Source organism: Bacillus cereus group sp. BfR-BA-01523 (genome assembly GCF_022662615.1).
GTDB classification, from domain to species: domain Bacteria; phylum Bacillota; class Bacilli; order Bacillales; family Bacillaceae_G; genus Bacillus_A; species Bacillus_A mycoides.
The window spans coordinates 662,866-687,914 of record NZ_JAKUDX010000003.1 but is presented as its reverse complement, the minus strand read 5'-3'; the positions used below and the strand labels follow the sequence as shown (position 1 = coordinate 687,914).

Below are 25,049 nucleotides of genomic sequence, written 5' to 3'. Positions count from 1 at the left end.
ATAATGGATAACAATCAAATGCCAAACATGATGCCGATAATGGATAACAATCAAATGCCAAATATAATGCCGATAATGGATAACAATCAAATGCCGAACATGATGCCGATAATGGATAACAATCAAATGCCAAACATGATGCCGATAATGGATAACAACCAAATGCCAAACATGATGCCATATCAACAGCCAATGATGCCGCCATATCCGCCGTATCAGCAACAAAATCCATACAATCAAATGCCGTATCAACAAATGGCGCCGCAATATACTTCTATGCCAAATCCAAATATGATGCCAATGGATAATAATATGCCGCCACTCGTGCAAGGTGAAGAAGATTGTGGATGCGGAGGAGAAAGTAGGTTATATAGTCCGCAACCGGGTGGACCACAATATGCTAATCCTTTATATTATCAACCAACTCAGCCAGCATATGCACCACAGCCAGGAACGATGTATTATCAGCCGGACCCACCAAACGTATTTGGAGAACCAGTTTCAGAAGAAGAGGACGAAGAGGAAGTTTAAAAAAAGGTGGGGTTATTCCCGCCTTTTTTGTATTCGTGATAGTCAGGAATATGGTGAATTTACATTAAGTGCTAGAAAATTCCTAGTGAAATATTAACAGTGTAAAAAACCTCTCTGTTACTCATCATAAGGGGGAGCTTTTCGAAAGAGAAGTTCATTCTAACAGAGGGGGTTTTTGTATTGAATACGAAAGTAAAAGTTATTGCTGCTTCTTTGTTAGTTACCAGTGCATTAGCTGCATGTGGTACACCAAAAGATAATAATGCGATGGATGGACGTAACTACAATTACGAGCGCACATCTTATAATGATACACACCAGTATCGTGATAATGTAGCGCGTAACGATCGTTCTACAGATTATGTAACATATAGAAACGGTCGTAACGATACAGGATATAATAATTATTACCGTGATGTAAATTACAATGGGCAAATTGCTAATCCACATCCAACTCGTAATATTACAATGAACAATTCATACATTAACAATGATGGTAAAACTGCGGAGAAAATTACGAATCGTGTGAAACGTATGAATAACGTAGACCGAGTTTCTACAGTTGTATATGGGAACGATGTAGCGATTGCGGTAAAACCACGTAATACAGCGACGAATGAAACAGCGATGGCGAACGAAATTCGTCAAGCTGTTGTGAATGAAGTTGGAAATAGAAACGTATATGTTTCTGTAAGAAATGACATGTTTACTCGTGTCGATGCAATGAGTACGCGTTTACGTAACGGCACAGCTACAAACGATTTTAATCGTGACATAACAAATATGTTCCGAGACATTCGTTACGGTCTGACTGGTACTATGCGATAACAAATTAAAGAGGAAGGGCTAGCCCTTCCTCTTTATTCATCGTCGTCTTGTAAACGTCGTTTTTTTATAAAATAACTAACGGAGTAAGACGCTAAAAAGCATATGAAGAGAATACCACCTGTTAAAATAGCTTCAAATAGAGGTCTTTCTGGACTGAAAATGATATAAATAATAGCCATGATAATTCCTACAATAAGAGAGCGTAAAATAATTTTGTAATAAGGAGTTAACTTTATTTCATTTTCGCTTTCTTCTACATCGATAGAAACGCTTAACTGTAAATAACTAAGTACAATACTTGTAAGAATAAATAATAACCACAATGGAGATTTCGTAATTTGATCCATTCCTTTTGTGAATCCGATATAGCCTAAAATTCCGATTATACCAATTGATTGAAAAAGAAAGGCAATACGTATGTTTTTTAACATTTGAAGTATGAGGCGTTCATCTTTAATTTTTTTCAAGGCATTCATCCCCTGTTTATATTTATAACATTAATTGTAACATATATATTACATTAATCAATTTATAATTTACATAAATTTCAATTGGTTGAAAGAGGAAGAAAAATATATTTAGAAATATATTGCGCTTCTACCTTGTTAATGTTATATTAGCAAAGCGATGAGCTAATTTACGTAAGTCGAGAGATATGCTTAAGTGCTAAACACGCGAATGTGGTCGCCTGGTCTTTCGCCGTAAACGCATCAGACGCCTGCTTTGCAGGCGTCTTTCATTTTATATAAAAGTAAATGATACATGCAGATGAGGATTAACCCTTATCTGCATTTTTTATTTTCCTTAGAAATTTAATGCTATTGTTTATATGGATAAAACCCCCATTTCCGGAAAAGCTACAAATGAAAGTATGATTTTGCCTAGAAGAGGTGAACGGAAATGAAATGGATGCTAATTGCAGTGCAAGCTTTCGTTGTGATGTTTTGCTTAGCTTATGGATCCGATGTGAGGGCAGAAGTAGTAGAAAAAGAACCTCAAGTTACAATTTTATTAGAGCGCATGTATGTTGATGGAGAAGTAAGTGAGGAAATACTGACAGAAAAAGTAGCGGATTTAGAAAAGTTTTTGCAGCAATATAAAGAATGGCAACTTGTTGATCGTGATGATGTGCAAATCGTATTACAAAGGAAAGTTGATGATATTTCTCCTTTACTGAAAACGAGCGGTTATTTTGGTGTTTCAGAGGAAGGGATATTGCAAATTTTTAAAGGGGTACCGAAAAGTGATAACGCGATCCATTCCTTCTTTCAAATTGATATGAAAAAGCTTGAGAGTTATGAGCGAGCAAAACTAAAGCGTGGTATTCGTATTAAGTCAAAAGAAGGATTCGTGAAGACAATCGAAAAAATGAAGCAATACGCAGTGCAAAATAAGAAAAAAAGCAGCTCAGGGTGAGCTGCTTTTTTTCTTATTTATTCTTAGCTAAAATCTCTTTTGCGATTTCATCAATTAGCATATCTTTTCCGATTGGATTGAATGCTTTCGTATTGAAGATTTCATTCGATACTTCATATACGTGATTGTTTTTTACTGCTTTATTATCTTTCCAAACCGCACTGTTTTTATAGTCTTCGTACACTTTATCAGCTTCTCCGCCGAAGTTTACAATAAACATTTGATCAGGCTGGAATGCAACAAGACCTTCTAGTGATACTTGTGCCATCGTTTGTTTTAAATCTGTACCTTTTGTTGCTGGAAGCTTTAAGTCGTTAAAGATGATGTCACCGTATCCGAAGCTACCGTATACACGGAAGTTTTGTGGTGTTACTGCAACGAACATAAAGTTCTCATCTTTTGTTTTTTCTTTAATTTTTTTAGATAAAGAGTCTGCTTTTTTATCGTAATCTGCAATCCATTTGTCGGCTTTCTTTTCTTCGCCAAATAGTTTACCTACTTCTTTAAACTTACCGCGCCAGTCTTCTAGATTTGTTTCTAGAACAACTGTCGGTGCCACTTTTTCTAGTTGATCATAAATTTTCAATTGACGATTGTTTAAAATAATTAAGTCTGGTTTTAAAGCGGTAACAGCCTCTAAATCAACTTTAGGTGCCCAGTACCAGCCGACTGCCTTTACCCCGTCTAGCTTGTCCGTTAAGTGATTTTGGATTTTATCTTTATATGTGTTTGCTGTGCCAACAGGTTTATGTCCAAGGATTAATAATTCCTCTGTTGATCCAGATAAATCAACAATTCTCTTTGGATTAGCTGGAATTGTTGCTTCCCCTTTAGCATGTTTTACAACTTTTGTTTTCGGTTGTTCTTTTGCTTTTGCTTCTTCTTTTTGAGAAGAACAGCCAACGATAGAAAGAACAACTAGCATAATAGTAAATAAAATAAATAGCTTTTGTTTCATCCTGATGTAACCCCTTTAATTAATATTGATAATCATTATCGACTTCTGTATATTAATGTTCTTTTTGTATTTATGTCAATAGAAAAAAACGGAAATTGTAAACGGGGAACATTTGTTGGGGCAGTCTCGCTTTTCTATTGTTAAATATGTTAAAATGGAATACATGATTTGAGAGGGAGAGATCGTATTTTGTTTGAATATGTTACAGGTTACGTGGAGTATGTAGGACCGGAATATGTCGTAATTGACCATAATGGAATTGGTTATCAAATTTTCACACCAAATCCGTATGTATTTCAAAGAAGTAAGCAAGAAATCCGTGTCTATACATATCATTATGTGAGAGAAGATATTATGGCACTTTACGGGTTTAAAACACGTGAAGAGCGTTTATTATTTACAAAATTGTTAGGTGTATCGGGGATTGGACCAAAAGGTGCTCTTGCAATTTTAGCTTCTGGTCAAACCGGACAGGTCGTTCAAGCGATTGAACATGAAGATGAGAAGTTCTTAGTGAAGTTCCCAGGCGTCGGAAAGAAAACAGCGCGCCAAATGATTTTAGATTTAAAAGGAAAACTAGCAGATGTTGTACCAGATGCGTTTGTTGATTTGTTCTCAGATACTGAAAGTTTTGATACGAAGAAAGGTTCATCAGTTGAACTTGATGAAGCACTGGAAGCACTGCGTGCACTTGGCTATGCAGAACGAGAAGTCTCTCGCGTTGTACCAGAGTTATTAAAAGAATCACTAACGACGGATCAATATATTAAAAAGGCACTTAGTCTTTTACTAAATGGTAAGAGGTGAGTATAATGGACGAACGTCTCCTTTCAGGGGAATCTGGATACGAAGATGCGGATTTAGAGTATTCATTACGGCCACAGACGCTCCGTCAGTATATTGGCCAAGATAAAGCGAAACATAATTTAGAAGTGTTTATTGAAGCGGCGAAAATGCGTGAAGAAACGTTAGATCACGTACTTTTATATGGCCCACCTGGACTTGGTAAAACGACGCTTGCGAATATTATTGCCAATGAAATGGGTGTTAACATTCGAACGACGTCAGGTCCTGCAATTGAAAGACCAGGAGATTTAGCGGCTGTATTAACAGCACTTCAGCCTGGGGATGTATTATTTATTGATGAAATTCATCGTTTGCATAGATCTATTGAAGAAGTGTTATACCCAGCGATGGAAGACTTTTGCCTTGATATCGTTATTGGGAAAGGACCGTCAGCTCGCTCTGTACGTCTAGATTTACCTCCATTTACGCTAGTTGGGGCAACGACGCGTGCAGGTGCATTATCAGCACCACTTCGTGACCGTTTCGGTGTACTTTCACGATTAGAGTACTATACAGTAGATCAGCTTTCTGCGATTGTAGAACGTACAGCAGAAGTGTTTGAAGTTGAAATAGATTCGTTAGCTGCATTAGAAATTGCAAGACGTGCTCGTGGTACACCTCGTATTGCGAATCGTCTATTACGACGTGTACGTGACTTCGCACAAGTTCGCAGTGACGGAACGATTGCGATGGAAATTACACAAATGGCGTTAGAACTATTACAAGTAGATAAATTAGGACTTGATCATATCGACCATAAATTACTGCTTGGTATTATTGAAAAGTTCCGCGGTGGTCCAGTTGGATTAGAAACTGTTTCAGCAACGATTGGGGAAGAATCTCATACGATTGAAGATGTGTATGAGCCGTATTTATTACAAATTGGCTTTTTACAAAGAACGCCAAGAGGCCGGATCGTAACACCGCTCGCATATGAGCATTTCGGAATGGAGATGCCAAAAGTATGACGGAGATGCCAAAGCTGCTTATTACAGCTGGTATTTTGCTCATTGTTGTTGGATTAGCTTGGAAGTTCATAGGAAGGCTTCCAGGCGATATTTTTGTGAAAAAAGGTAACGTTACCTTTTATTTTCCTATCATTACATGTATTGTGTTAAGTATTGTATTATCTTTTATTATGTATATAATAAATCGATTTAAATAAGAAATAGGTGGATACAGTTATGGATATTAATCTGTTTGATTTTCATTTACCAGAAGAACTTATTGCACAAATCCCATTAGAAGATCGTGAAACATCAAGATTAATGGTGTTAGATCGTGAAACAGGCGATATTGAGCATAAACATTTTACAGACATTCTTTCTTACTTACATGAGGGGGATTGCTTAGTTTTAAATGAAACGAAAGTTATGCCTGCTCGTTTGCACGGTGTGAAAGAAGATACAGGCGCGCACATTGAAGTACTTCTTCTAAAACAAGAAGAAGGCGATAAGTGGGAAACGCTTATAAAGCCAGCGAAGCGTGTAAAAGAAGGAACTGTCATCTCTTTTGGTGAAGGAAAGTTAAAAGCAACTTGCATTGGAACAGCAGATCAAGGTGGGCGTCAACTTGAGTTTTCATATGACGGCATCTTTTATGAAATTTTAGACGAGCTTGGAGAAATGCCACTTCCTCCGTATATTAAAGAGACGCTAGAAGATCGCGATCGTTATCAAACGGTATATGCGAAGGAAATCGGTTCAGCAGCAGCACCGACGGCTGGCCTTCACTTTACAGAAGAGTTACTTGAGAAATTGAAGCAAAAAGGCGTCGGGTTAGCATTCATTACACTCCATGTAGGACTTGGAACTTTTAGACCAGTTTCTGCAGATACTATTGAAGAGCATCATATGCACGCAGAGTATTACCATATGTCTGAAGAGACTGCGGCGTTATTAAACCGCGTGAAAGAGAGTGGCGGCCGTATTATTACTGTAGGTACGACATCAACTCGTACGTTAGAAACGATTGCGACAGATAATAGTGGTAAGCTTTGCGCAGCTTCTGGCTGGACAGATATTTTTATGTACCCAGGATATGAATTTAAAGCAATTGATGGTTTAATTACAAACTTCCATTTGCCGAAATCAACATTAATTATGCTTGTAAGTGCATTTTCAAATAGAGATAATGTACTTCATGCTTATAATGAAGCAGTAAAAGAAAAATATCGTTTCTTTAGTTTCGGTGATGCGATGTTCGTTGCATCTCACGCTAAAATGAGAAACAAATAAAAGGAGTAAATTATGACAGCAATTCGTTATGAATTTATTAAAACTTGTAAACAAACGGGTGCGCGTTTAGGTCGAGTGCACACGCCACACGGCTCATTTGATACACCGACATTTATGCCAGTTGGTACACTTGCAACAGTTAAAACAATGTCACCAGAAGAATTAAAAGCAATGGATTCTGGCATTATTTTAAGCAATACGTATCATTTATGGCTACGTCCAGGCCACGAAATTATTCGTGAAGCAGGTGGCTTGCATAAGTTTATGAACTGGGATCGTGCAATCTTAACGGATTCAGGTGGATTCCAAGTATTTAGCTTAAGTGATTTCCGACGTATTGAAGAGGAAGGCGTTCATTTCCGCAATCACTTAAATGGCGATAAATTATTCTTATCTCCAGAAAAAGCGATGGAAATCCAAAATGCATTAGGTTCAGATATCATGATGGCATTTGATGAGTGTCCACCGTTCCCAGCTACTTTTGAATACATGAAAAAGTCGGTAGAGCGTACAAGCCGCTGGGCAGAGCGTTGCCTAAAGGCGCATGAACGTCCACAAGATCAAGGTTTATTCGGTATTGTACAGGGCGGGGAGTTTGAAGAGCTTCGTCGTCAAAGTGCGAAAGATCTTGTTTCAATGGACTTCCCTGGCTATGCTATAGGCGGTCTATCTGTTGGTGAACCGAAGGATATTATGAATCGTGTTCTTGAGTTTACAACACCACTTCTTCCTGATGATAAACCACGTTACTTAATGGGTGTAGGTTCTCCTGACTCGTTAATTGATGGTGCGATTCGCGGTGTTGATATGTTTGACTGTGTACTTCCGACTCGTATCGCTCGAAATGGTACATGTATGACAAGTGAAGGCCGCTTAGTTGTGAAAAACGCGAAATTCGCTAGAGACTTCGGGCCGCTTGATCCGAACTGTGATTGCTACACATGTAAAAACTATTCTCGTGCGTACATTCGTCACTTAATGAAATGTGATGAAACGTTCGGAATTCGTTTAACGTCTTATCACAACCTTCATTTTCTGTTAAACTTAATGGAGCAGGTGAGACAAGCTATTCGTGAAGACCGTCTTGGCGATTTCCGCGAAGAGTTCTTTGAACAGTATGGCTTTAATAAACCGAATGCTAAAAACTTCTAATACATAATTTAAAAGGAGGAACACAAGATGAATGCAGGTATGATGAATATCGTTATGATTGTTGCGATGTTTGCGATTTTCTATTTCTTATTAATTCGCCCACAACAAAAGCGTCAAAAAGCAGTTGCTCAAATGCAAAATGAAATCAAAAAAGGTGATGCTATCGTAACAATCGGTGGTTTACACGCTACAATCGAATCAGTGGATGAAACAAAAATTGTTGTTAAATCTGGTGGTGCACACTTAACTTTCGATCGCAATGCGATTCGTGAAGTTGTGAAAAACTAATGATGAAGGCCCTGCATGAAATGTGCAGGGCCTTTTTTTTAACTATTTTGTTTTGACATATTTACACCGAAAATACCTCCGAGTGTACTCGCACCCATTAATGCTAATTGGTAGAGTAACTGTGAGTTCGATAAAGTTTGAGAGAAGCCTAAATAGTTAACGAGAAAGACGAGAATAGCGAATGTAAGGCCTGTTGTGAAACCTACTAGCCATCCTTTTCCTTGTGCCTTTTTACCAGCAATAAATCCAGACATAAGCATAGATAGAAGGGCTATTATAAAAATAATAATTACTAATGTCCCTTCATTAATATTCGTAAATTTTAATAAAAGAGCCATGATCATACTTGTAATAGATGCGAGGATTAATAAGGTAATAATACCGAAGCCGATTGCGCTCGATAATTTTTTCGTTCCATCCATTATGCATTCCCCCTTTTTAATACAAGCATATTTTCATTTTGTTTAAGTTAGACTAGTTTCTTTTTTGTAGGGGAGCCTATAAGTAAAAAAAGGGGATGTAGAAATGGAATGGGTATCAATAATCGGACGAACAATGCTTTTGTATATAATCATTTTAATTATTTTTCGTCTTATGGGTAAACGTGAAATTGGAGAATTAAGTGTATTAGATTTAGTTGTATTCATTATGCTCGGTGAAATGGCTGTAGTGGCAATCGAAAATACAGATAAATCACTTTGGCATCAATTAGTTCCAATGACTTTTCTTATGTGTATACAAATCATTTTGTCGGTCATTTCTTTAAAGTTTCAGCGTTTTCGGCATTTAATAGAAGGGGAGCCTGCGATTCTTGTGAATGCAGGTAAAATTGATGAAAAAAAGATGCGGAAGCAGCGATATAACATAGATGATTTATTGATGCAGCTACGTGAGCAAGGAATCGGAGATGTGCGTGATGTAGAATACGCTATTTTAGAACCATCTGGAAAGTTATCTGTCTTTCAAAAACAAAAAAGTAAAAAGAGCAAAAATGATACACCAATTTTTACACTCCCACTAATTATTGATGGAGAAATTCAATACAATCATTTGCAAATGATCGAACATACAGATGGGTGGCTCGTTGAGAAAATGAATAACTTAGGTTATAAAGATGTGAAACGGATTTTATATTGTAGTTTTCAAAATGGACAGTTTTTCGTTGATTTGAAAGAAAATTAGAGGCTTACCATTTTGAATGGCAAGCCTGCTTACTTCAAAAATGAAAGTTTCCGAATGATAGGGAGACGACTTAATTCTTCTTTTCGAATGAGTTTGAAAACGAAGAGGAGAACGATATAAACGATTGTTGTTAAAGTGATTTCCCATAATGTTTGTATGCCAAGTGAATGAGAAAAAACGATATACTTATGAAGATAAAAACCGAAGGTACCAGCAATCCCGATAGCAATTCCGCCGAAAATATAGTCTTTTGCATAAATGGTAAATGCAATTTTCTTTAAAACAGTGGCGTAGTGAAGGAATGTTACGGTTACTATATTTGCTGCGATGGCGAGGGCAACCCCCATCATTTGGAACTCTGGGCGTGAAGCGAGTACAAAGATAACGATTAATTTTACGATAGCGCCAATGAATGTGTTCATCATAGCAGCGCGTGCTAAGTTTAAAGCTTGCAACACAGACGTAAGGGGACTTTGGAAATAATGAAATAAAAAGCAAGGTGCAAGAAGCTGGATGAACGCGGCCGCGTTGTCTGATCCGTACATGAGAGTTAAAACTGGAGAAGCAAATACATATAATATAACGACTGACCATCCGCCAGTTATTAAGGAAATTCGAAGTGCTTGTTGTAATCGGTGTTCCACTAATTTGTGTTGTCTCTTTGCCATTGCCTCGCTAATTGATGGGACGAGTGCTGTAGAAAGAGCGTATGTAATAAAGGCTGGCAGTGATAGAAGCGGGAACGCATATCCGTTTAATATACCGTATTGCTGAGTTGCGACAGAAGCAGCAACGCCGGCGATCGCTAAGCTTTGCATAACGACGATAGGTTCAAAGAAATAAGAAACGGAACCAATTAAACGGCTTCCTGTAGTTGGTAAAGCAATGTCCATAAGGGAATAAAACGTATTTTTGCTCTCCTTTACAGTAGTGAAAAATCCAGAGCGTATAGATAAATGTTTTTCGCGTTGGAATAAAGTAAGTAAAAATAATAAAGATGCAACTTCACCTAGAACAGCTGATAGCATGGCACCGGCTGCAGCATATTCTACGCCGTAAGGTAAAAATAACCGAATGCATACAGCGATAATTGTAATGCGGACAACTTGTTCTATGACTTGAGCGTAAGCGCTCGGCTTCATGTTTTGTTTCCCTTGGAAATAACCACGTAAAACGGAAGAAACTGCAATAACGGGGACGACAGGTAAAATAGCCATTAATGGATAGTAAGTTCTTTCATCTGTTAATAATGTTTTTGCTAAAATAGGTGTGAGTAGCATAATCCCAATTGTTAAAATGATGCTAATAATGGATGTAACGGCTAGCGAGACAGTTAATATTTTTTTAACTCTTTGTTTATCGTTCACTGCTTCCGCTTCTGCTACAAATTTTGCGATTGCAACAGGAAGGCCAATTTGTGTTAGTGTAATTGCTAAAATGAAGGTGGGGACAGCCATCATATAAAGGCCAACGCCTTCTTCGCCTAAAATACGTGCCATTACAATGCGGTTAATAAATCCAAGGATTTTTGTAATAAAGCCAGCTATCATTAAAATAAATGCACCTTTTAAAAAGCTTTGTCTCGTCATACTCTTCTCCTACCTTCTCAAAATCAATGGAATGATTTACAATAATTTATATGCACGTATGAGACAAGAATGACAAGCATTTAAGAGAGTGAAGTATGAATGGTACTCTTGAAAGAAGTTATTACTGTCCATTAGAGCGGGATTAAAAGCGACTTTTTGTGCTGAAATAAGAAGGAGATGTTATATATGTTGGATAATGAGGCTTTGGTAGAATCATACCGCGGACAGTTACAAGTCGTTTTAGAAAGTAAAGTAGAAGAGTTTCACATGTTTGGCTATGACCGAGTGACAGATAATGATATTTGGAAGTTTCTCAAGGTGAAAAAGTGGAAAAAGATAGACAGTGATGTTAGGTTGTATGCATTAGTAAATGATGTATTAAGAGTAAGTACTAATGAATATATGAATTATTTAACTGTTGAAGCATATCAGGCGCCACTTTGGTCGTTTGATGAATATGAAAATAAATAACCGACTGTAATTGGTTTGTTCTTCCTTTTGCAGTATAATGATAGGTATTGATAAAGAGGAATTAATTATGTCTAAGATTATATATAAAGGAGGTAGTGAAGAGAAAAAATAAATAATGAAAGTGTAGGTATTGTGAAAAGCTTACCGACACAGCTAGTGATGAACTAGCGGAAATACATGTATTTTATAGAAAGTAAGTCTACTAACTAGGCGTATGCACACGTGCGAAAATGAATCGTAAGAGATTTATTGAAAGTGTTAGTAGCAGAAAGAGGGTACATATGGCAAAGCGTGGTACAAGAATTGCCGCCTTTTTCCTCATCGTTTTATTAATTGGTGGAGTAATTGGTGCGGCAGGAAAAGACATAGCAAAAGGAATTAGTCTAGGACTAGACCTTCGCGGTGGTTTTGAAATTCTGTATGAAGTAAAACCAGCCAAAAAAGGTGATAAAATCGATCGTGATGCACTTGTAAGTACAGTAGGTGCTCTTGAAAATCGTGTCAATGTTCTTGGTGTAAGTGAGCCGAACATTCAAATCGAAGGGGAAGATCGAATTCGTGTACAGCTTGCTGGTGTACAAGATCAGCAAAAAGCACGTGAAATGTTATCAACACAAGCGAAACTAACATTCCGTGATGTGGATGATAACCTTCTTATGGACGGAACGGATTTAAAAGGCGGCGGAGCGAAGCAAACATTTGATGAGCAAGGCCGTGCGAGCGTAGGTCTTACACTAAAAAGCGCTGAAAAATTCCGTGAAGTAACTGAAAAGATTTCAAAAATGCCACCACCAACGAATTTAATGGTAATTTGGCTTGATTTTGAAGAAGGAAAAGATTCATATAAAGCAGAATCTGCAAAACCGAATCCGAAGTTTTTATCAGCAGCAACAGTAAGCCAAGTATTTAACCAAGCTGAAGTATCTATCGTAGGTGGAAACTTTACAGTTGAAAGTGCGAAAGAGCTTTCATCTTTATTAAATGCAGGTGCACTTCCTGTTGATTTAAAAGAAATGTATTCAACATCTGTTGGAGCGAAATTTGGTCAACAAGCATTAGAGCAAACGATTTTCGCTAGTGCGATCGGTATTGCTATTATCTTCTTATTCATGCTTGTATTCTACCGTTTACCAGGACTTGTAGCGGTTATTATGTTAGGTTTATACATTTTCGTTACATTACTTGTCTTTAACTGGATGCATGCAGTTCTTACGTTACCGGGTATTGCGGCATTAGTGCTCGGGGTTGGTATCGCAGTTGATGCGAATATCATTACGTACGAGAGATTGAAGGAAGAGCTTAAAATTGGTAAGTCGATGATGTCAGCATTCCGTGCTGGTAACCATCGTTCATTAGCGACAATTTTAGATGCGAACATTACAACAATTGCAGCAGCTGGTGTATTATTCGCTTACGGTAATAGCTCTGTAAAAGGATTCGCAACAAGTTTAATCGTAAGTATTTTAGTTGGTTTCATTACGAACGTATTCGGTACTCGTTTCTTACTAGGTTTACTTGTAAAGAGCCGTTACTTTGATAAGAAACTATCTTACTTTGGTGTTAAGGAAAAGGATATTATTCCATTAACAAAAGGTGTAGTACATCCACCGACGAGATTTGATCGTATTAACTTCGTAAATATCGGTCATAAATTTTTCTTATTCTCAATTGTAGTTGTAATTGCTGGGGCAATTATATTACCGATTTTCAAAATGAATCTTGGTATTGACTTTGCAAGTGGTACACGTATCGACTTGCAATCAAAACAAGCAACTACTGTTTCTAATGTTCATAAAGATTTGAAAGAATTGAACATCGATGTGAAGGAAGAAGATATTGTACCGACCGGAGATGACAATAAAGGTTTCGCAGTTCGTACAGTAGGTGTTCTATCGAAAGATGAAATTGCGAAAACAAAAACATTCTTCCACGATAAATACGGTACAGATCCGAATGTAAGTACAGTTTCGCCGACAATCGGTAAAGAGATTGCACGAAATGCATTTATCGCAGTACTAATTGCTTCTGCAGTAATCGTTTTATACGTAAGTATTCGTTTCCGTCTTACGTACGCAGTATCTGCAGTAATCGCATTATTACATGATGCATTCGTTATGATTGTTGTATTTAGTCTTTTCCAGATAGAGGTAGACTTAACGTTTATCGCTGCGGTATTAACGATTATTGGTTACTCTATCAATGACTCGATTGTTACGTTTGATAGAAACCGTGAGTTATACAAACAGAAAAAACGAGTTCGCGACATAAAAGATTTAGAAGAAATCGTAAACTCAAGTATTCGTCAAACAATTGGTCGTTCAATTAATACAGTGTTAACAGTGTTATTCCCAGTAATCACACTACTTATTTTCGGTAGTGAATCACTGCGTAACTTCTCACTTGCATTATTAATTGGATTAGTTGTAGGTACGTACTCTTCTATTTTCGTTGCTTCTCAAATTTGGTTAATGCTTGAAAACCGTCGTTTGAAAAAGGGAAAAAACAAGAAGAAGGTTGAGAAAGAAGAACCTGAACCGCAAGTATAAAAAGATGATGTCTCATTATGGGGCATCTCTTTTTTCGTTTGTGGATACAATAAGATAGCAACTTTTGAAAGAATGAAATGGAATAAAGTGGTGATGTTATCGCTGATTTTGTTAAAATAAAGTGAAACTTTAATAAGTGGGGGTTTTGTTCATCCCTACTTATTATTAGCCCTCACCAATCGGGCTTTTACGGGCAGTTGATCTCCCACCTAACTTCCTTGTATTTGCCGGATTTTGAGGTGGGGGGCTTACTGCTCGCAAATAGCGGGATAAAAAGATAGGTTAAGAAAAGAAGGGATTTCAATTATGGAAAAAGATGAACGTTTTAAACAGGCCGAGTTTGGTGCTATTGTCGGAATCGTTGGTAATATTATATTAGCGATTGTAAAAGCCGCAATTGGTTATATTGGAAACAGTAAGGCACTTTTAGCGGATGCAGTGCATTCTGGATCAGATGTAATTGGCTCGTTAGCTGTACTTTTTGGATTACGAGCGGCAAAGCAACCGCCTGATGAAGATCATCCGTATGGTCATGGTAAAGCGGAATCGATTTCAGCGATTATTGTTGCGGTATTATTATTTATTGTTGGAATAGAGATAGCGATTTCGTCTATAAAAGCTTTTTCACAAGATTTGGAACCACCAAAAGGAATTACGATTTTTGCAGTTATTCTTTCGATTGTAGTGAAAGAAGGGATGTTTCAGTATAAATATCGATTAGGGAAGAGGATAAATAGTGCTGCAATTATTGCAAATGCATATGAACATCGTTCGGATGTGTTTTCTTCAATTGCAGCTTTAATCGGCATTTGTGCAGCTATTATCGGCGGTAAGTTAGGTATAGATTGGCTTGTATATGCCGATCCAATTGCGGGATTATTTGTTTCAATTCTCGTTGCTAAGATGGCGTGGAGTATTGGAGCAGAAGCTATTCATGCAACGCTCGATCATGTTCTGCATGAAGAAGATGTTTTTCCGCTTAGGGAGGCAGTTTTTCAAGTGGAAGGTGTGAAAAAAATTGGCTCTTTATATGCAAGAGAACATGGCCACTATGTTATTGTCGATATTAAAGTATCTGTAGATCCATATATCACTGTAGAAGAAGGTCACCGCATCGGAAAACATGTAAAAGAAAAACTTATGAAACAAGATAACGTACAAAACGTTTTTGTACATATTAATCCGTATTCCCCAAATTAAACATAACGGATATTTAATTATATAGATATCGAATCGTAGTTTGCATTATATTGTCACCCCTTAATCTGTCTTGTATAATGGATAGGTTAAGGGGTGATTTCGTGTTACAACCGAAGACGCGTTGGAAAGAAAAAGAATATAATGAGGAACTAGTGAGTGAATTAGCAAATAAATTGCAACTATCACCTCTTGTGACTTCATTATTTCTTGGCAGAGGCTTAAATACAGAAGATAAGATTGTAGACTTTTTAAATACAGCAGATCAAGAATTTCATGATCCATTTTTACTTGAAGGAATGGATCGGACTGTAGAACGTGTGAAAAAAGCTATTGAAAATGGAGAACAGATATTAATATTTGGCGATTACGATGCGGACGGAGTAAGTAGTACGACTGTGTTATATCTTGCTCTCAAAGAATTAGGTGCAGAAGTAGAGTTTTATATTCCAAATCGTTTTACTGAAGGCTATGGACCGAATGAAGAAGCGTTTCGTTGGGCGCACAGTGCAGGGTTCTCACTAATTATTACTGTCGATACTGGTATCGCAGCGGTACATGAAGCGAAGGTAGCGAAGGAACTTGGAATAGATCTTATTATTACAGATCATCATGAGCCATCACCAGAATTACCAGAGGCACTTGCGATTATTCACCCGAAATTAGAAGGCGGTGTTTATCCGTTTCATTATTTAGCGGGTGTTGGTGTTGCATTTAAAGTTGCACATGCACTTTTGGGCCGTGTGCCAGAGCATTTGTTGGAAATTGCAGTAATCGGTACGGTAGCCGATTTAGTATCGCTTCACGGTGAAAATAGATTATTAGTACAGCGTGGACTGAAGCATATGCGAATGACTCGAAATATCGGTTTAAAGGCGTTATTTAAAGTCGCTAACGTTTCGCAAAGCGAAATTACAGAAGAAAGCATCGGGTTCGCACTCGCACCTCGTATTAATGCAGTTGGTCGTTTGGAAGATGCAACACCTGCTGTACATCTTTTATTATCAGAAGATCCAGAGGAAGCGAAAGAGCTAGCTGAAGAAATTGATGAGCTGAACAAACTTCGAAAAGATATTGTAAAGCAAATTACTGAAGAAGCTATCGCTGAAGTCGAAAATAATTTCCCGCCAGAAGAAAATAAAGTGTTAGTCCTTGCAAAAGAAGGTTGGAATCCAGGGGTAATTGGAATTGTCGCTTCTAAGTTAGTTGAACGTTTTTATCGTCCGACGATTGTATTAAGCATTGATCCTCATAAAGAAACAGCAAAGGGATCGGCTCGTAGTATTGCAGGATTTGATTTGTTTGCAAACCTTTCAGATTGCCGTGAATTGTTACCGCATTTCGGAGGTCATCCGATGGCAGCGGGAATGACACTTAATATGAATGATGTGGATGAATTAAGACGCAGGTTAAATGAGCAAGCAGATGTAATTTTAACAGCAGAAGATTTTATTCCGATTACAGCAGTGGATGCATTTTGTAAAGTAGAGGATGTAACGCTTGCCGCGATTGAGGATATGCAAAAGTTAGCGCCATTTGGCGTAGGAAATCCGAAACCGCGTATTGCGGTGAAAGATGCCGAATTAGAAAGTATCCGTGCAATTGGATCTGATGGTTCGCATTTAAAAATGGCTCTTCGTGATGGACAAGCAACACTGGACACGATTGGATTTGGATTTGGTACTTATGCGAAAGAAATCTCTCCAGTTGCGAAGGTTTCTGTAGTAGGAGAAGTGTCCATTAATGAATGGAATAACTTTAAAAAGCCGCAATTAATGGTGCAAGATATTGCTGTAGAGGCATGGCAATTATTTGACTGGCGTAGTATGCGTAATGTAGAAGTAAATTTAGCAGAACTTCCGAAAGAAAAAATAACATTGGTGTATTTTTCTGAAGAGGTATTGAATAAATTTTCTTTAGAAGGCTATAAAGAGCATATCGTGCATGCATCAGAGGTAGCTCATTTTGATGATCAATACATTGTGCTACTTGATTTGCCGAAAGGAACAGATGAATTAGGTGATGTATTTAAGGCTGGATTCCCAGCTCGAATTTACACGCTATTTTATCAAGAGAATAATCATTTATTTAGTACGGTCCCAACGAGGGAACATTTTAAATGGTACTATTCTTTCTTAAGCCAAAAAACACCATTTTCTTTAAGGCAATATGGGGAACAACTGTGTCGTCATAAAGGTTGGTCAAAAGATACAGTAAATTTCATGACACAGGTGTTTTTTGAGTTAGAATTTGTTACAATAAAAGACGGTGTCATTTTTATGGCAGACAAAAAACAAAAGCGTGATTTAATTGAATCGAACACATATCGTGAGAAAATGAACCACTTACAATTAGAGAAAGAATTGGTTTATAGCACATATCAGCAACTATATACATGGTTTGAAACGATTCGTGATCATAAATAAGTAGAACAGTTAGGGTAAAGGATTTGTATTTACAAACCTTTTATATCTGAGGAGGATTCAGAAATATGGATTTCAAGCAACATATCGCAATTGTACCAGATTATCCGAAAGAAGGTATTGTGTTTAAAGACATTACACCTTTAATGAACGACGGAAAAGCATATAAAGCAGCAACAGATGCAATCGTTGAGTATGCAAATAAAAGAGACATTGATGTTGTAGTAGGACCAGAAGCTCGTGGTTTTATTATTGGTTGCCCAGTTTCTTATGCATTAGAAGTAGGTTTCGCACCAGTTCGTAAATTAGGAAAATTACCACGTGAAGTAATTACAGTTGACTACGGTAAAGAATATGGAACGGATGTTTTAACAATCCATAAAGATGCAATTAAGCCCGGCCAACGTGTATTAATTACAGATGACTTATTAGCTACAGGTGGAACAATCGAAGCGACAATTAAACTAGTTGAAGAACTTGGTGGAGTTGTAGCAGGAATTGCATTTTTAGTAGAGCTTACTTACTTAGATGGTCGTAAAATGTTAGATGGTTACGATGTATTAGTATTAGAAAAATACTAATCATTATATAGGTGAAACTACGGTGATAAAAAAGTACCCGTGAATCTCTTGGAGAGGAACGGGTACTTTTGTATAATTGCACAAAAAAACATGGTGAAATGTCAGTAAAATCTTTTCCTTTTCACAATTCACAATCATTGGGTTATAATGATAGAATATAATTTATTCTATTCAATAAAGATAAAGTCAATTTTCAATAAAAGGTGATTCGATGGCAAATGAGCAAGTACTAACAGCTGAACAGGTACTCGAGAAAGCAAGTCAATATTTAGCGGATGGAGATATTGAGCTAGTGGCACGTGCCTATGAATATGCGCGTGATGCACATAGCGAACAATATAGAAAATCGGGTGAACCATATATTATTCACCCAATTCAAGTTGCAGGTATTTTAGTTGATTTACACATGGATCCGGCTACAGTATCGGCAGGTTTCTTACATGATGTAGTGGAAGATACAGAAATTACATTAGAAGACATTGAACGGGAATTTAATAAAGAAATCGCTATGCTTGTCGATGGTGTTACAAAGCTTGGAAAGATTAAATATAAATCCCATGAGCAGCAACAAGCAGAAAACCATCGCAAAATGTTTATCGCAATGGCTCAAGATATTCGAGTTATTTTAATTAAACTAGCTGATCGTCTTCATAACATGCGTACATTGAAACATTTGCCTCAAGAGAAGCAGCGTCGCATTGCGAATGAAACGTTAGAAATCTTTGCACCTTTAGCACATAGACTCGGAATTAGTACTATTAAATGGGAGTTAGAGGATACGTCACTTCGCTATTTAAACCCGCAGCAATATTATCGTATTGTGAATTTAATGAAGCGTAAACGTGCAGAGCGTGAAGAATATTTAGATGAAGTAATGACTGGCATTCGCGAGAAATTAAAAGAGGTTTCAATTCAACCTGAGATTTCTGGAAGACCAAAACATATTTACAGTATTTATCGTAAAATGGCATTGCAAAATAAACAATTCAATGAAATTTACGATTTACTAGCTGTACGTGTCGTTGTGAATAGTATTAAAGATTGCTATGCGGTGCTTGGAATTATTCATACGTGCTGGAAACCAATGCCAGGTCGTTTTAAAGATTATATTGCAATGCCGAAAGCAAATTTATATCAATCTCTTCATACGACTGTAATTGGACCAAAAGGTGATCCGCTAGAAGTGCAAATTCGTACGAAAGAAATGCATGAGATCGCAGAATTCGGAATCGCGGCACATTGGGCGTATAAAGAAGGTAAAGCAGCAGAAACAACGGGTACATTAGAGAAGAAACTAACTTGGTTCCGTCAAATATTAGAATGGCAAAATGAAGCTTCTAATGCAGAAGAATTTATGGAGTCATTAAAAATTGATTTATTCTCTGACATGGTATTCGTCTTTACACCAAAAGGCGATGTAATGGAATTACCACTTGGCTCTGTTCCAATTGATTTTTCGTATCGTGTCCATTCGGAAATTGGAAACAAGACAATTGGTGCAAAAGTAAATGGGAAAATGGTGACGCTTGATTATAAGTTGAAAACTGGTGACATCATTGAAATTTTAACATCGAAACATTCGTATGGTCCAAGTCAAGATTGGGTAAAGCTTGCTCAAACATCTCATGCGAAAAATAAAATCCGTCAATTCTTTAAGAAACAACGTAGAGATGAAAATATTGAAAAAGGCCGTGAACTTGTTGAAAAAGAAGTGCGTGGCTTAGAGTATGAGATGAAAGAAGTATTAGCGCTTGATAATTTAAAACGTGTCGCTGAGAAGTTTAACTTTGCAAATGAAGAAGATATGTTTGCAGCAGTTGGATATAACGGAATTACAGCAGCGCAAATTGTTACGCGACTAACGGACAAGTTCCGTAAACAACGTGAAGAAGAAGACATCGTTGAAGTTAAAGAAGTTCGTAAACCGATGAAAATTCGAAAATGGGATTCTGGTGTAAAGGTAAGTGGTGCAGATAATTTGTTAATTCGTTTATCAAAATGCTGTAACCCAGTTCCAGGAGATGATATCGTTGGGTATATTACGAAAGGTCGAGGCGTATCAATTCACCGTTGCGATTGCGTCAATGTGCATACAGAAGAAGCGGTGGAGCGTTTACTAGAAGTAGATTGGGAAGGTAGTCCTGAAAAAGAAATTGAGTACAATGTTGATATTGAAATTTCAGGCTATGATCGTCGTGGTTTATTGAATGAAGTATTACAAGCTGTTACAGAAACGAAGACGTATATCTCAGCTGTTTCTGGTAGAAGTGATCGTAATAAGATGGCAACGATTAACATGTCGATTTCTATTCGAAACTTACAACACTTGAAAAAAGTAGTAGAGCGCATTAAACGTGTTCCAGAAATTTATGCCGTACGACGCATGATGCATTAATAGGGAGTGTAGAAAAGATGAGAGTTGTTTTACAACGATCAAAGGAAGCGTCTGTCACAGTAGATGGCGAGATTGTAGGACAAATTCCATTCGGTTTAACATTACTAGTTGGCATTACGCATGAAGATACAGAAAAAGATGCAACTTATATCGCAGAAAAAATTGCAAACCTACGTATTTTTGAAGATGAGAGCGGAAAGATGAACCACTCTGTACTTGATATGAAGGGACAAGTTCTATCTATTTCGCAATTTACATTATACGGAGATTGCCGTAAAGGAAGACGTCCAAACTTTATGGATGCTGCGAAACCTGATTATGCAGAACATTTATATGATTTCTTTAATGAAGAAGTTCGTAGACAAGGACTGCATGTGGAGACAGGACAGTTCGGAGCAATGATGGACGTTTCTTTAATCAATGATGGTCCGGTGACCTTAATTGTAGAAAGTAAATAGTGTTGCCGAAGAAGAGAGGATTATAGGTCCTCTCTTTTTTCATACATTGTTGTATGTTTTGTTCATTTATCCCGCTATTTGTGGGAGATCCACTGCTCGTAAAAGCCTGATTAGTGAGGGCTAATAATGAGTGGCGATGGACAAAACCCCTATTCATTAAAGTTTCACTTTATTTGGAATCAATAGCTGTTTCGGTTATGTATAACTCTTTCATCAATATGGAACAATAAAAAGTAAAACATCTATATTGAATGTGAGGGATATACGTATGCGTATGAATGAAAAAGGGCATTCTGTTACAAATGGTGCAAATCAACTGTTTAACGTAAATTTTCATGATTTTATTTCAAAAGAACAAAACAATACTTCAATGGAGCTTGCTTCTGAGTTTGGAATTTCACTACAAGATGTAAAGCGCCTAAAGAAGCAAATTGAGCGCTCTTAGAGCACTTGACAATCCTACTCAACAAACGTATAGTAATTTTATATTTACATATGAATATAGCCGTTGATAGAGGAGAGTAAATGAGATACACATGGAAAGAGAAGAAATGTCCTAGGCTGAAAACATTTCTACATGATGACTGATTGAATGACACTCTGTAGGTTTCAACTTGAAAGGCTTATACGCTTAGTAGAGATGAACGCAAATTTAAGCGTTATTAAAAAAGTGGAAGCATACGTGCTTCAATTAGGGTGGCACCACGGGTATAATACTCTCGTCCCTACTGTTCAAACAGTAGAGGCGGGAGTTTTTTTATTTTTATTAAGATTAAAACAATTTGAGGAGGAACTGAATATGTCTATTCAAATCCCACGCGGAACGCAAGATATTCTTCCAGGTAGTGTTGAGTTATGGCAGTATATCGAAGGGCAAGCGCGCGACATTTGCCGTCGTCACAATTATAAAGAAATTCGTACACCAATTTTTGAGCATACAGAGCTATTTTTACGTGGTGTTGGTGATACGACAGATATCGTACAAAAAGAAATGTATTCATTCCAAGACCGTGGAGAGCGTAGTTTAACATTACGTCCAGAAGGTACTGCACCTGTTGTACGTTCTTACGTTGAAAACAAAATGTTCGGTGATGCAACACAACCAACGAAATTATACTATATCGGTCAAATGTTCCGTTACGAAAGACCACAAGCAGGTCGCTATCGTCAATTCGTACAATTCGGTATTGAAGCAATTGGTAGTAACGATCCAGCAATTGATGCAGAAGTAATTGCACTTGCTGTAGAGTTTTACCGCGGCATGGGCTTAAAAAATATTAAAGTTGTATTAAATAGCTTAGGTGATGCAGCGAGTCGTCAAGCGCACCGTGATGCGTTAATTGCTCACTTTGAGCCGCACATCGGAGAATTCTGTTCTGATTGCCAATCTCGCTTAGAAAAAAACCCTCTTCGTATTTTAGACTGTAAGAAGGACCGTAATCATGAATTAATGAGCACGGCACCATCTATTACAGAATACTTAAACGAAGATTCAGCAGTATACTACGACAAAGTACAAGAACTACTAACGATGATGGATGTTCCATTTGAGAAAGATCCGAATTTAGTACGTGGTTTAGATTACTACCAACACACTGTTTTTGAAATTATGAGTGAGGCAGAAGGTTTCGGTGCTATCACAACATTAAGTGGCGGTGGCCGTTATAACGGACTTGTACAAGAAATCGGTGGACCGGAAATGCCAGGTATCGGTTTTGCGATGAGTATTGAGCGTTTAATTATGGCGCTGAAGGCTGAAAATATTGAGTTACCAATTGAACATAGTATTGATTGTTACGTTGTAGCACTTGGTGAAAAAGCGAAAGACCGTGCTGCAAAAGTTGCGTTCGATCTTCGTAAAGCTGGATTATCAGTTGAAAAAGATTATTTAGATCGCAAAATGAAAGCACAATTTAAATCTGCAGATCGTTTAAATGCGAAATACGTAGCTGTATTAGGGGAAGATGAGTTAGATAAAGGCATCATTAACTTAAAAGATATGGCAACAGGCGGACAAGAAGAAGTAGCGTTAGATGTATTTGCTTCATATGTAGCAGAGAAATTAATATAGGGGGAACTTAAAGTGGCTGAAAGAACACATGCATGCGGAAAAGTAACAGTAGAAGCGATTGGACAAACAGTTCAATTAAAAGGTTGGGTACAAAAACGCCGTGATTTAGGCGGATTAATCTTTATCGACTTACGTGACCGTACAGGTATCGTACAAGTTGTATTTAATCCAGAAACATCAAAAGAAGCATTAGAAGTAGCAGAAACGATTCGTAGCGAATACGTATTGCACGTAGAAGGTACAGTTGTTGAACGTGGTGAAGGCGCAATTAATGATAATATGGCAACTGGTCGTATTGAAGTACAAGCATCGAAAGTAAATGTATTAAACGCAGCGAAAACAACGCCAATCATTATTGCTGATGATACAGATGCATCAGAAGATGTGCGTTTAAAATATCGTTACTTAGACTTACGTCGTCCTGCAATGTTCAACACATTCAAAATGCGTCATGACGTAACGAAAACAATTCGTAACTTCTTAGATACAGAAGAGTTCTTAGAAGTTGAAACACCAATTTTAACGAAGAGCACGCCAGAAGGAGCTCGCGACTATTTAGTACCAAGCCGTGTGCATGATGGTGAATTTTATGCATTACCTCAATCTCCGCAGCTATTTAAACAGCTTCTTATGGTCGGTGGATTTGAGCGTTACTATCAAGTAGCACGTTGTTTCCGTGACGAAGATTTACGTGCGGACCGTCAACCGGAATTCACGCAAATTGATATCGAGGCATCATTCTTAACACAAGATGAAATTTTAGAAATGATGGAGCGTATGATGACGAAAGTCATGAAGGATGCAAAAGGTGTAGAAGTTAGTGCACCATTCCCTCGTATGAAATATGCTGATGCAATGGCTCGCTTTGGTTCTGATAAGCCGGATACACGCTTTGAAATGGAACTAAAAGACCTATCTGAATTTGCAGTAGGTTGTGGATTTAAAGTATTTACAAGTGCTGTAGAAAACGGCGGACAAGTAAAAGCGATTAACGCAAAAGGTGCAGCGAGCAAATACTCTCGTAAAGACATCGATGCATTAACTGAATTCGCCAAAGTATACGGTGCAAAAGGTCTAGCTTGGCTTAAAGTTGAAGAAGACGGCTTAAAAGGACCGATTGCGAAATTCTTCGGTGAAGAAGAGGCAAACGTGTTAATGAGTACATTAGAAGCGGATGCTGGTGACTTATTACTATTCGTAGCAGATAAGAAAAGTGTTGTTGCAGATAGCTTAGGTGCACTTCGTTTACGTCTAGGTAAAGAACTTGAGTTAATTGACGAAAGTAAATTTAACTTCCTATGGGTAACTGATTGGCCACTTCTTGAGTACGATGAAGATGCAGATCGTTACTTCGCAGCTCACCACCCATTCACAATGCCATTCCGTGAAGACGTTGAGTTATTAGAAACAGCACCAGAAAAAGCACGTGCACAAGCATATGACCTTGTATTAAACGGTTATGAGCTTGGTGGTGGATCACTTCGTATTTACGAGCGTGACGTACAAGAAAAAATGTTCAAAGCACTTGGATTCTCACAAGAAGAAGCACAAGAACAATTCGGATTCTTATTAGAAGCATTCGAATACGGTACACCACCACACGGCGGAATCGCATTAGGTTTAGACCGTCTTGTTATGTTACTTGCAGGTCGTACGAACCTTCGTGATACAATTGCATTCCCGAAAACAGCAAGCGCAAGCTGCTTATTAACAGAAGCGCCAAGCCCAGTTGCAGAAGCTCAGCTTGAAGAGCTAAGCTTAAAATTGAGCTTGAAAGAAGAGAAGTAAGAATAGAGTCTAGATGGTTATACTATAGCCGTCTAGGCTTTTTTTGAGGGGAAGTTTAAAAAGTCCGGTTCAGATAACTGTCGCATCTCATC

The 25,049-nt window shown here is 37.6% G+C and carries 23 protein-coding genes, 1 pseudogene and 1 other annotated feature; of the genes and pseudogenes, 20 read left to right on the top strand and 4 right to left on the bottom strand.

The genetic code is table 11. The features are described from left to right. Both exsA and MR066_RS11960 read left to right on the top strand, forming a co-directional pair. Window positions 1-531 (top strand): annotated as a pseudogene (gene exsA / locus MR066_RS11965) (spore coat assembly protein ExsA); the annotation flags it as partial. Between the two features lie 180 nt (window positions 532-711). Further along, on the top strand, window positions 712-1,359 hold the full coding sequence (locus tag MR066_RS11960; RefSeq protein WP_002034140.1) for a YhcN/YlaJ family sporulation lipoprotein: 648 nt from the start codon (window positions 712-714) through the stop codon (window positions 1,357-1,359). A gap of 32 nt (window positions 1,360-1,391) precedes the next feature. On the opposite strand, the gene MR066_RS11955 is transcribed toward MR066_RS11960, so the two are convergent. Then, window positions 1,392-1,826 (bottom strand): branched-chain amino acid ABC transporter substrate-binding protein, encoded by a 435-nt coding sequence (locus MR066_RS11955; protein ID WP_242247255.1) that lies wholly within the window; start codon window positions 1,824-1,826, stop codon window positions 1,392-1,394. A gap of 433 nt (window positions 1,827-2,259) precedes the next feature. Here MR066_RS11955 and MR066_RS11950 point away from each other — a divergent pair, with 433 nt between their 5' ends. Continuing rightward, on the top strand, window positions 2,260-2,775 hold the full coding sequence (locus MR066_RS11950) for a BofC C-terminal domain-containing protein (protein WP_002015325.1): 516 nt from the start codon (window positions 2,260-2,262) through the stop codon (window positions 2,773-2,775). Between the two features lie 13 nt (window positions 2,776-2,788). On the opposite strand, the gene MR066_RS11945 is transcribed toward MR066_RS11950, so the two are convergent. Further along, entirely contained in the window at window positions 2,789-3,733 is a 945-nt protein-coding gene (locus MR066_RS11945) for an iron-hydroxamate ABC transporter substrate-binding protein (RefSeq protein WP_113935638.1), read from the bottom strand. A 189-nt stretch (window positions 3,734-3,922) separates the two neighbouring features. Here MR066_RS11945 and ruvA point away from each other — a divergent pair, with 189 nt between their 5' ends. From ruvA to yajC, 6 genes are read left to right on the top strand one after another with little or no spacing between them, the layout of a single operon-like run. Continuing rightward, complete coding sequence (gene ruvA / locus MR066_RS11940) at window positions 3,923-4,540, top strand: Holliday junction DNA helicase RuvA (RefSeq protein ID WP_002088786.1); 618 nt, start codon at window positions 3,923-3,925, stop codon at window positions 4,538-4,540. A 5-nt stretch (window positions 4,541-4,545) separates the two neighbouring features. Beyond that, window positions 4,546-5,547 carry a Holliday junction branch migration DNA helicase RuvB gene (ruvB, locus tag MR066_RS11935; RefSeq protein ID WP_000344470.1) on the top strand — a complete coding sequence of 334 codons (1,002 nt, stop codon included), beginning with the start codon at window positions 4,546-4,548 and terminating at the stop codon, window positions 5,545-5,547. Continuing rightward, entirely contained in the window at window positions 5,544-5,744 is a 201-nt protein-coding gene (locus MR066_RS11930) for a DUF2905 domain-containing protein (RefSeq protein ID WP_000138162.1), read from the top strand. Before ruvB ends, MR066_RS11930 begins: the two co-directional genes overlap by 4 nt. A 19-nt stretch (window positions 5,745-5,763) precedes the next feature. Further along, entirely contained in the window at window positions 5,764-6,816 is a 1,053-nt protein-coding gene (gene queA / locus MR066_RS11925) for a tRNA preQ1(34) S-adenosylmethionine ribosyltransferase-isomerase QueA (protein WP_242247253.1), read from the top strand. A 12-nt stretch (window positions 6,817-6,828) separates the two neighbouring features. Further along, the gene (tgt, locus tag MR066_RS11920; RefSeq protein WP_002015319.1) at window positions 6,829-7,968 is read left to right on the top strand and encodes a tRNA guanosine(34) transglycosylase Tgt; all 1,140 of its coding nucleotides are present in this window, start codon (window positions 6,829-6,831) and stop codon (window positions 7,966-7,968) included. 27 nt (window positions 7,969-7,995) lie between these two features. Continuing rightward, entirely contained in the window at window positions 7,996-8,256 is a 261-nt protein-coding gene (yajC, locus tag MR066_RS11915) for a preprotein translocase subunit YajC (protein ID WP_002015317.1), read from the top strand. Between the two features lie 38 nt (window positions 8,257-8,294). Here the strand turns inward: yajC and MR066_RS11910 are convergent, their stop codons facing one another. Continuing rightward, on the bottom strand, window positions 8,295-8,678 hold the full coding sequence (locus MR066_RS11910) for a TIGR04086 family membrane protein (protein WP_002015315.1): 384 nt from the start codon (window positions 8,676-8,678) through the stop codon (window positions 8,295-8,297). 103 nt (window positions 8,679-8,781) lie between these two features. Here MR066_RS11910 and MR066_RS11905 point away from each other — a divergent pair, with 103 nt between their 5' ends. Then, the gene (locus tag MR066_RS11905) at window positions 8,782-9,438 is read left to right on the top strand and encodes a DUF421 domain-containing protein (protein WP_242247245.1); all 657 of its coding nucleotides are present in this window, start codon (window positions 8,782-8,784) and stop codon (window positions 9,436-9,438) included. Window positions 9,439-9,467: 29 nt separating this feature from the next. Here the strand turns inward: MR066_RS11905 and spoVB are convergent, their stop codons facing one another. Beyond that, window positions 9,468-11,027 carry a stage V sporulation protein B gene (gene spoVB / locus MR066_RS11900; RefSeq protein ID WP_002015313.1) on the bottom strand — a complete coding sequence of 520 codons (1,560 nt, stop codon included), beginning with the start codon at window positions 11,025-11,027 and terminating at the stop codon, window positions 9,468-9,470. A 186-nt stretch (window positions 11,028-11,213) separates the two neighbouring features. On the opposite strand from spoVB, the gene MR066_RS11895 reads away from it, so the two are divergent. The 10 genes from MR066_RS11895 (at window position 11,214) to aspS (ending at window position 24,957) form a co-directional block, all read left to right on the top strand. Further along, window positions 11,214-11,498 carry a post-transcriptional regulator gene (locus MR066_RS11895; protein WP_002143227.1) on the top strand — a complete coding sequence of 95 codons (285 nt, stop codon included), beginning with the start codon at window positions 11,214-11,216 and terminating at the stop codon, window positions 11,496-11,498. A gap of 281 nt (window positions 11,499-11,779) precedes the next feature. Continuing rightward, window positions 11,780-14,044, top strand: coding sequence for a protein translocase subunit SecDF (gene secDF, locus MR066_RS11890; protein WP_003191552.1), 2,265 nt, complete (start codon window positions 11,780-11,782; stop codon window positions 14,042-14,044). A 306-nt stretch (window positions 14,045-14,350) separates the two neighbouring features. Further along, window positions 14,351-15,244: a cation diffusion facilitator family transporter gene (locus tag MR066_RS11885; RefSeq protein ID WP_242247243.1), complete on the top strand. Its 894-nt coding sequence runs from the start codon at window positions 14,351-14,353 to the stop codon at window positions 15,242-15,244. A gap of 101 nt (window positions 15,245-15,345) precedes the next feature. Further along, window positions 15,346-17,667: a single-stranded-DNA-specific exonuclease RecJ gene (recJ, locus tag MR066_RS11880; RefSeq protein WP_242247241.1), complete on the top strand. Its 2,322-nt coding sequence runs from the start codon at window positions 15,346-15,348 to the stop codon at window positions 17,665-17,667. A 65-nt stretch (window positions 17,668-17,732) separates the two neighbouring features. Further along, on the top strand, window positions 17,733-18,245 hold the full coding sequence (locus tag MR066_RS11875; RefSeq protein ID WP_002015305.1) for an adenine phosphoribosyltransferase: 513 nt from the start codon (window positions 17,733-17,735) through the stop codon (window positions 18,243-18,245). A 211-nt stretch (window positions 18,246-18,456) separates the two neighbouring features. Further along, on the top strand, window positions 18,457-20,640 hold the full coding sequence (relA, locus tag MR066_RS11870; protein WP_002015304.1) for a GTP diphosphokinase: 2,184 nt from the start codon (window positions 18,457-18,459) through the stop codon (window positions 20,638-20,640). A gap of 17 nt (window positions 20,641-20,657) precedes the next feature. Next, a complete protein-coding gene (locus MR066_RS11865) occupies window positions 20,658-21,098 on the top strand; it encodes a D-tyrosyl-tRNA(Tyr) deacylase (RefSeq protein WP_242247239.1) in 441 nt (146 codons plus the stop codon). 268 nt (window positions 21,099-21,366) lie between these two features. Beyond that, window positions 21,367-21,543 (top strand): hypothetical protein, encoded by a 177-nt coding sequence (locus MR066_RS11860; RefSeq protein WP_001242605.1) that lies wholly within the window; start codon window positions 21,367-21,369, stop codon window positions 21,541-21,543. Between the two features lie 54 nt (window positions 21,544-21,597). Continuing rightward, window positions 21,598-21,828 (top strand) — a binding site (T-box leader). A 69-nt stretch (window positions 21,829-21,897) separates the two neighbouring features. Then, window positions 21,898-23,169, top strand: coding sequence for a histidine--tRNA ligase (hisS, locus tag MR066_RS11855; RefSeq protein ID WP_242247231.1), 1,272 nt, complete (start codon window positions 21,898-21,900; stop codon window positions 23,167-23,169). 12 nt (window positions 23,170-23,181) lie between these two features. Further along, the gene (gene aspS / locus MR066_RS11850; protein ID WP_242247222.1) at window positions 23,182-24,957 is read left to right on the top strand and encodes an aspartate--tRNA ligase; all 1,776 of its coding nucleotides are present in this window, start codon (window positions 23,182-23,184) and stop codon (window positions 24,955-24,957) included. Window positions 24,958-25,049: the final 92 nt, after the last annotated feature.

What these genes read in the sequence shown, in the direction of transcription:
- tgt (WP_002015319.1), top strand. Translation starts at nt 6,829, where the DNA reads ATGACAGCAATTCGTTATGAATTTATTAAAACTTGTAAACAAACGGGT.
- relA (WP_002015304.1), top strand. Translation starts at nt 18,457, where the DNA reads ATGGCAAATGAGCAAGTACTAACAGCTGAACAGGTACTCGAGAAAGCA.
- spoVB (WP_002015313.1), bottom strand. Translation starts at nt 11,027, where the DNA reads ATGACGAGACAAAGCTTTTTAAAAGGTGCATTTATTTTAATGATAGCT.
- MR066_RS11950 (WP_002015325.1), top strand. Translation starts at nt 2,260, where the DNA reads ATGAAATGGATGCTAATTGCAGTGCAAGCTTTCGTTGTGATGTTTTGC.
- ruvB (WP_000344470.1), top strand. Translation starts at nt 4,546, where the DNA reads ATGGACGAACGTCTCCTTTCAGGGGAATCTGGATACGAAGATGCGGAT.
- MR066_RS11865 (WP_242247239.1), top strand. Translation starts at nt 20,658, where the DNA reads ATGAGAGTTGTTTTACAACGATCAAAGGAAGCGTCTGTCACAGTAGAT.
- MR066_RS11895 (WP_002143227.1), top strand. Translation starts at nt 11,214, where the DNA reads ATGTTGGATAATGAGGCTTTGGTAGAATCATACCGCGGACAGTTACAA.
- queA (WP_242247253.1), top strand. Translation starts at nt 5,764, where the DNA reads ATGGATATTAATCTGTTTGATTTTCATTTACCAGAAGAACTTATTGCA.
- MR066_RS11910 (WP_002015315.1), bottom strand. Translation starts at nt 8,678, where the DNA reads ATGGATGGAACGAAAAAATTATCGAGCGCAATCGGCTTCGGTATTATT.
- secDF (WP_003191552.1), top strand. Translation starts at nt 11,780, where the DNA reads ATGGCAAAGCGTGGTACAAGAATTGCCGCCTTTTTCCTCATCGTTTTA.
- MR066_RS11860 (WP_001242605.1), top strand. Translation starts at nt 21,367, where the DNA reads ATGCGTATGAATGAAAAAGGGCATTCTGTTACAAATGGTGCAAATCAA.
- MR066_RS11945 (WP_113935638.1), bottom strand. Translation starts at nt 3,733, where the DNA reads ATGAAACAAAAGCTATTTATTTTATTTACTATTATGCTAGTTGTTCTT.
- MR066_RS11885 (WP_242247243.1), top strand. Translation starts at nt 14,351, where the DNA reads ATGGAAAAAGATGAACGTTTTAAACAGGCCGAGTTTGGTGCTATTGTC.
- yajC (WP_002015317.1), top strand. Translation starts at nt 7,996, where the DNA reads ATGAATGCAGGTATGATGAATATCGTTATGATTGTTGCGATGTTTGCG.
- hisS (WP_242247231.1), top strand. Translation starts at nt 21,898, where the DNA reads ATGTCTATTCAAATCCCACGCGGAACGCAAGATATTCTTCCAGGTAGT.
- MR066_RS11905 (WP_242247245.1), top strand. Translation starts at nt 8,782, where the DNA reads ATGGAATGGGTATCAATAATCGGACGAACAATGCTTTTGTATATAATC.
- MR066_RS11875 (WP_002015305.1), top strand. Translation starts at nt 17,733, where the DNA reads ATGGATTTCAAGCAACATATCGCAATTGTACCAGATTATCCGAAAGAA.
- MR066_RS11930 (WP_000138162.1), top strand. Translation starts at nt 5,544, where the DNA reads ATGACGGAGATGCCAAAGCTGCTTATTACAGCTGGTATTTTGCTCATT.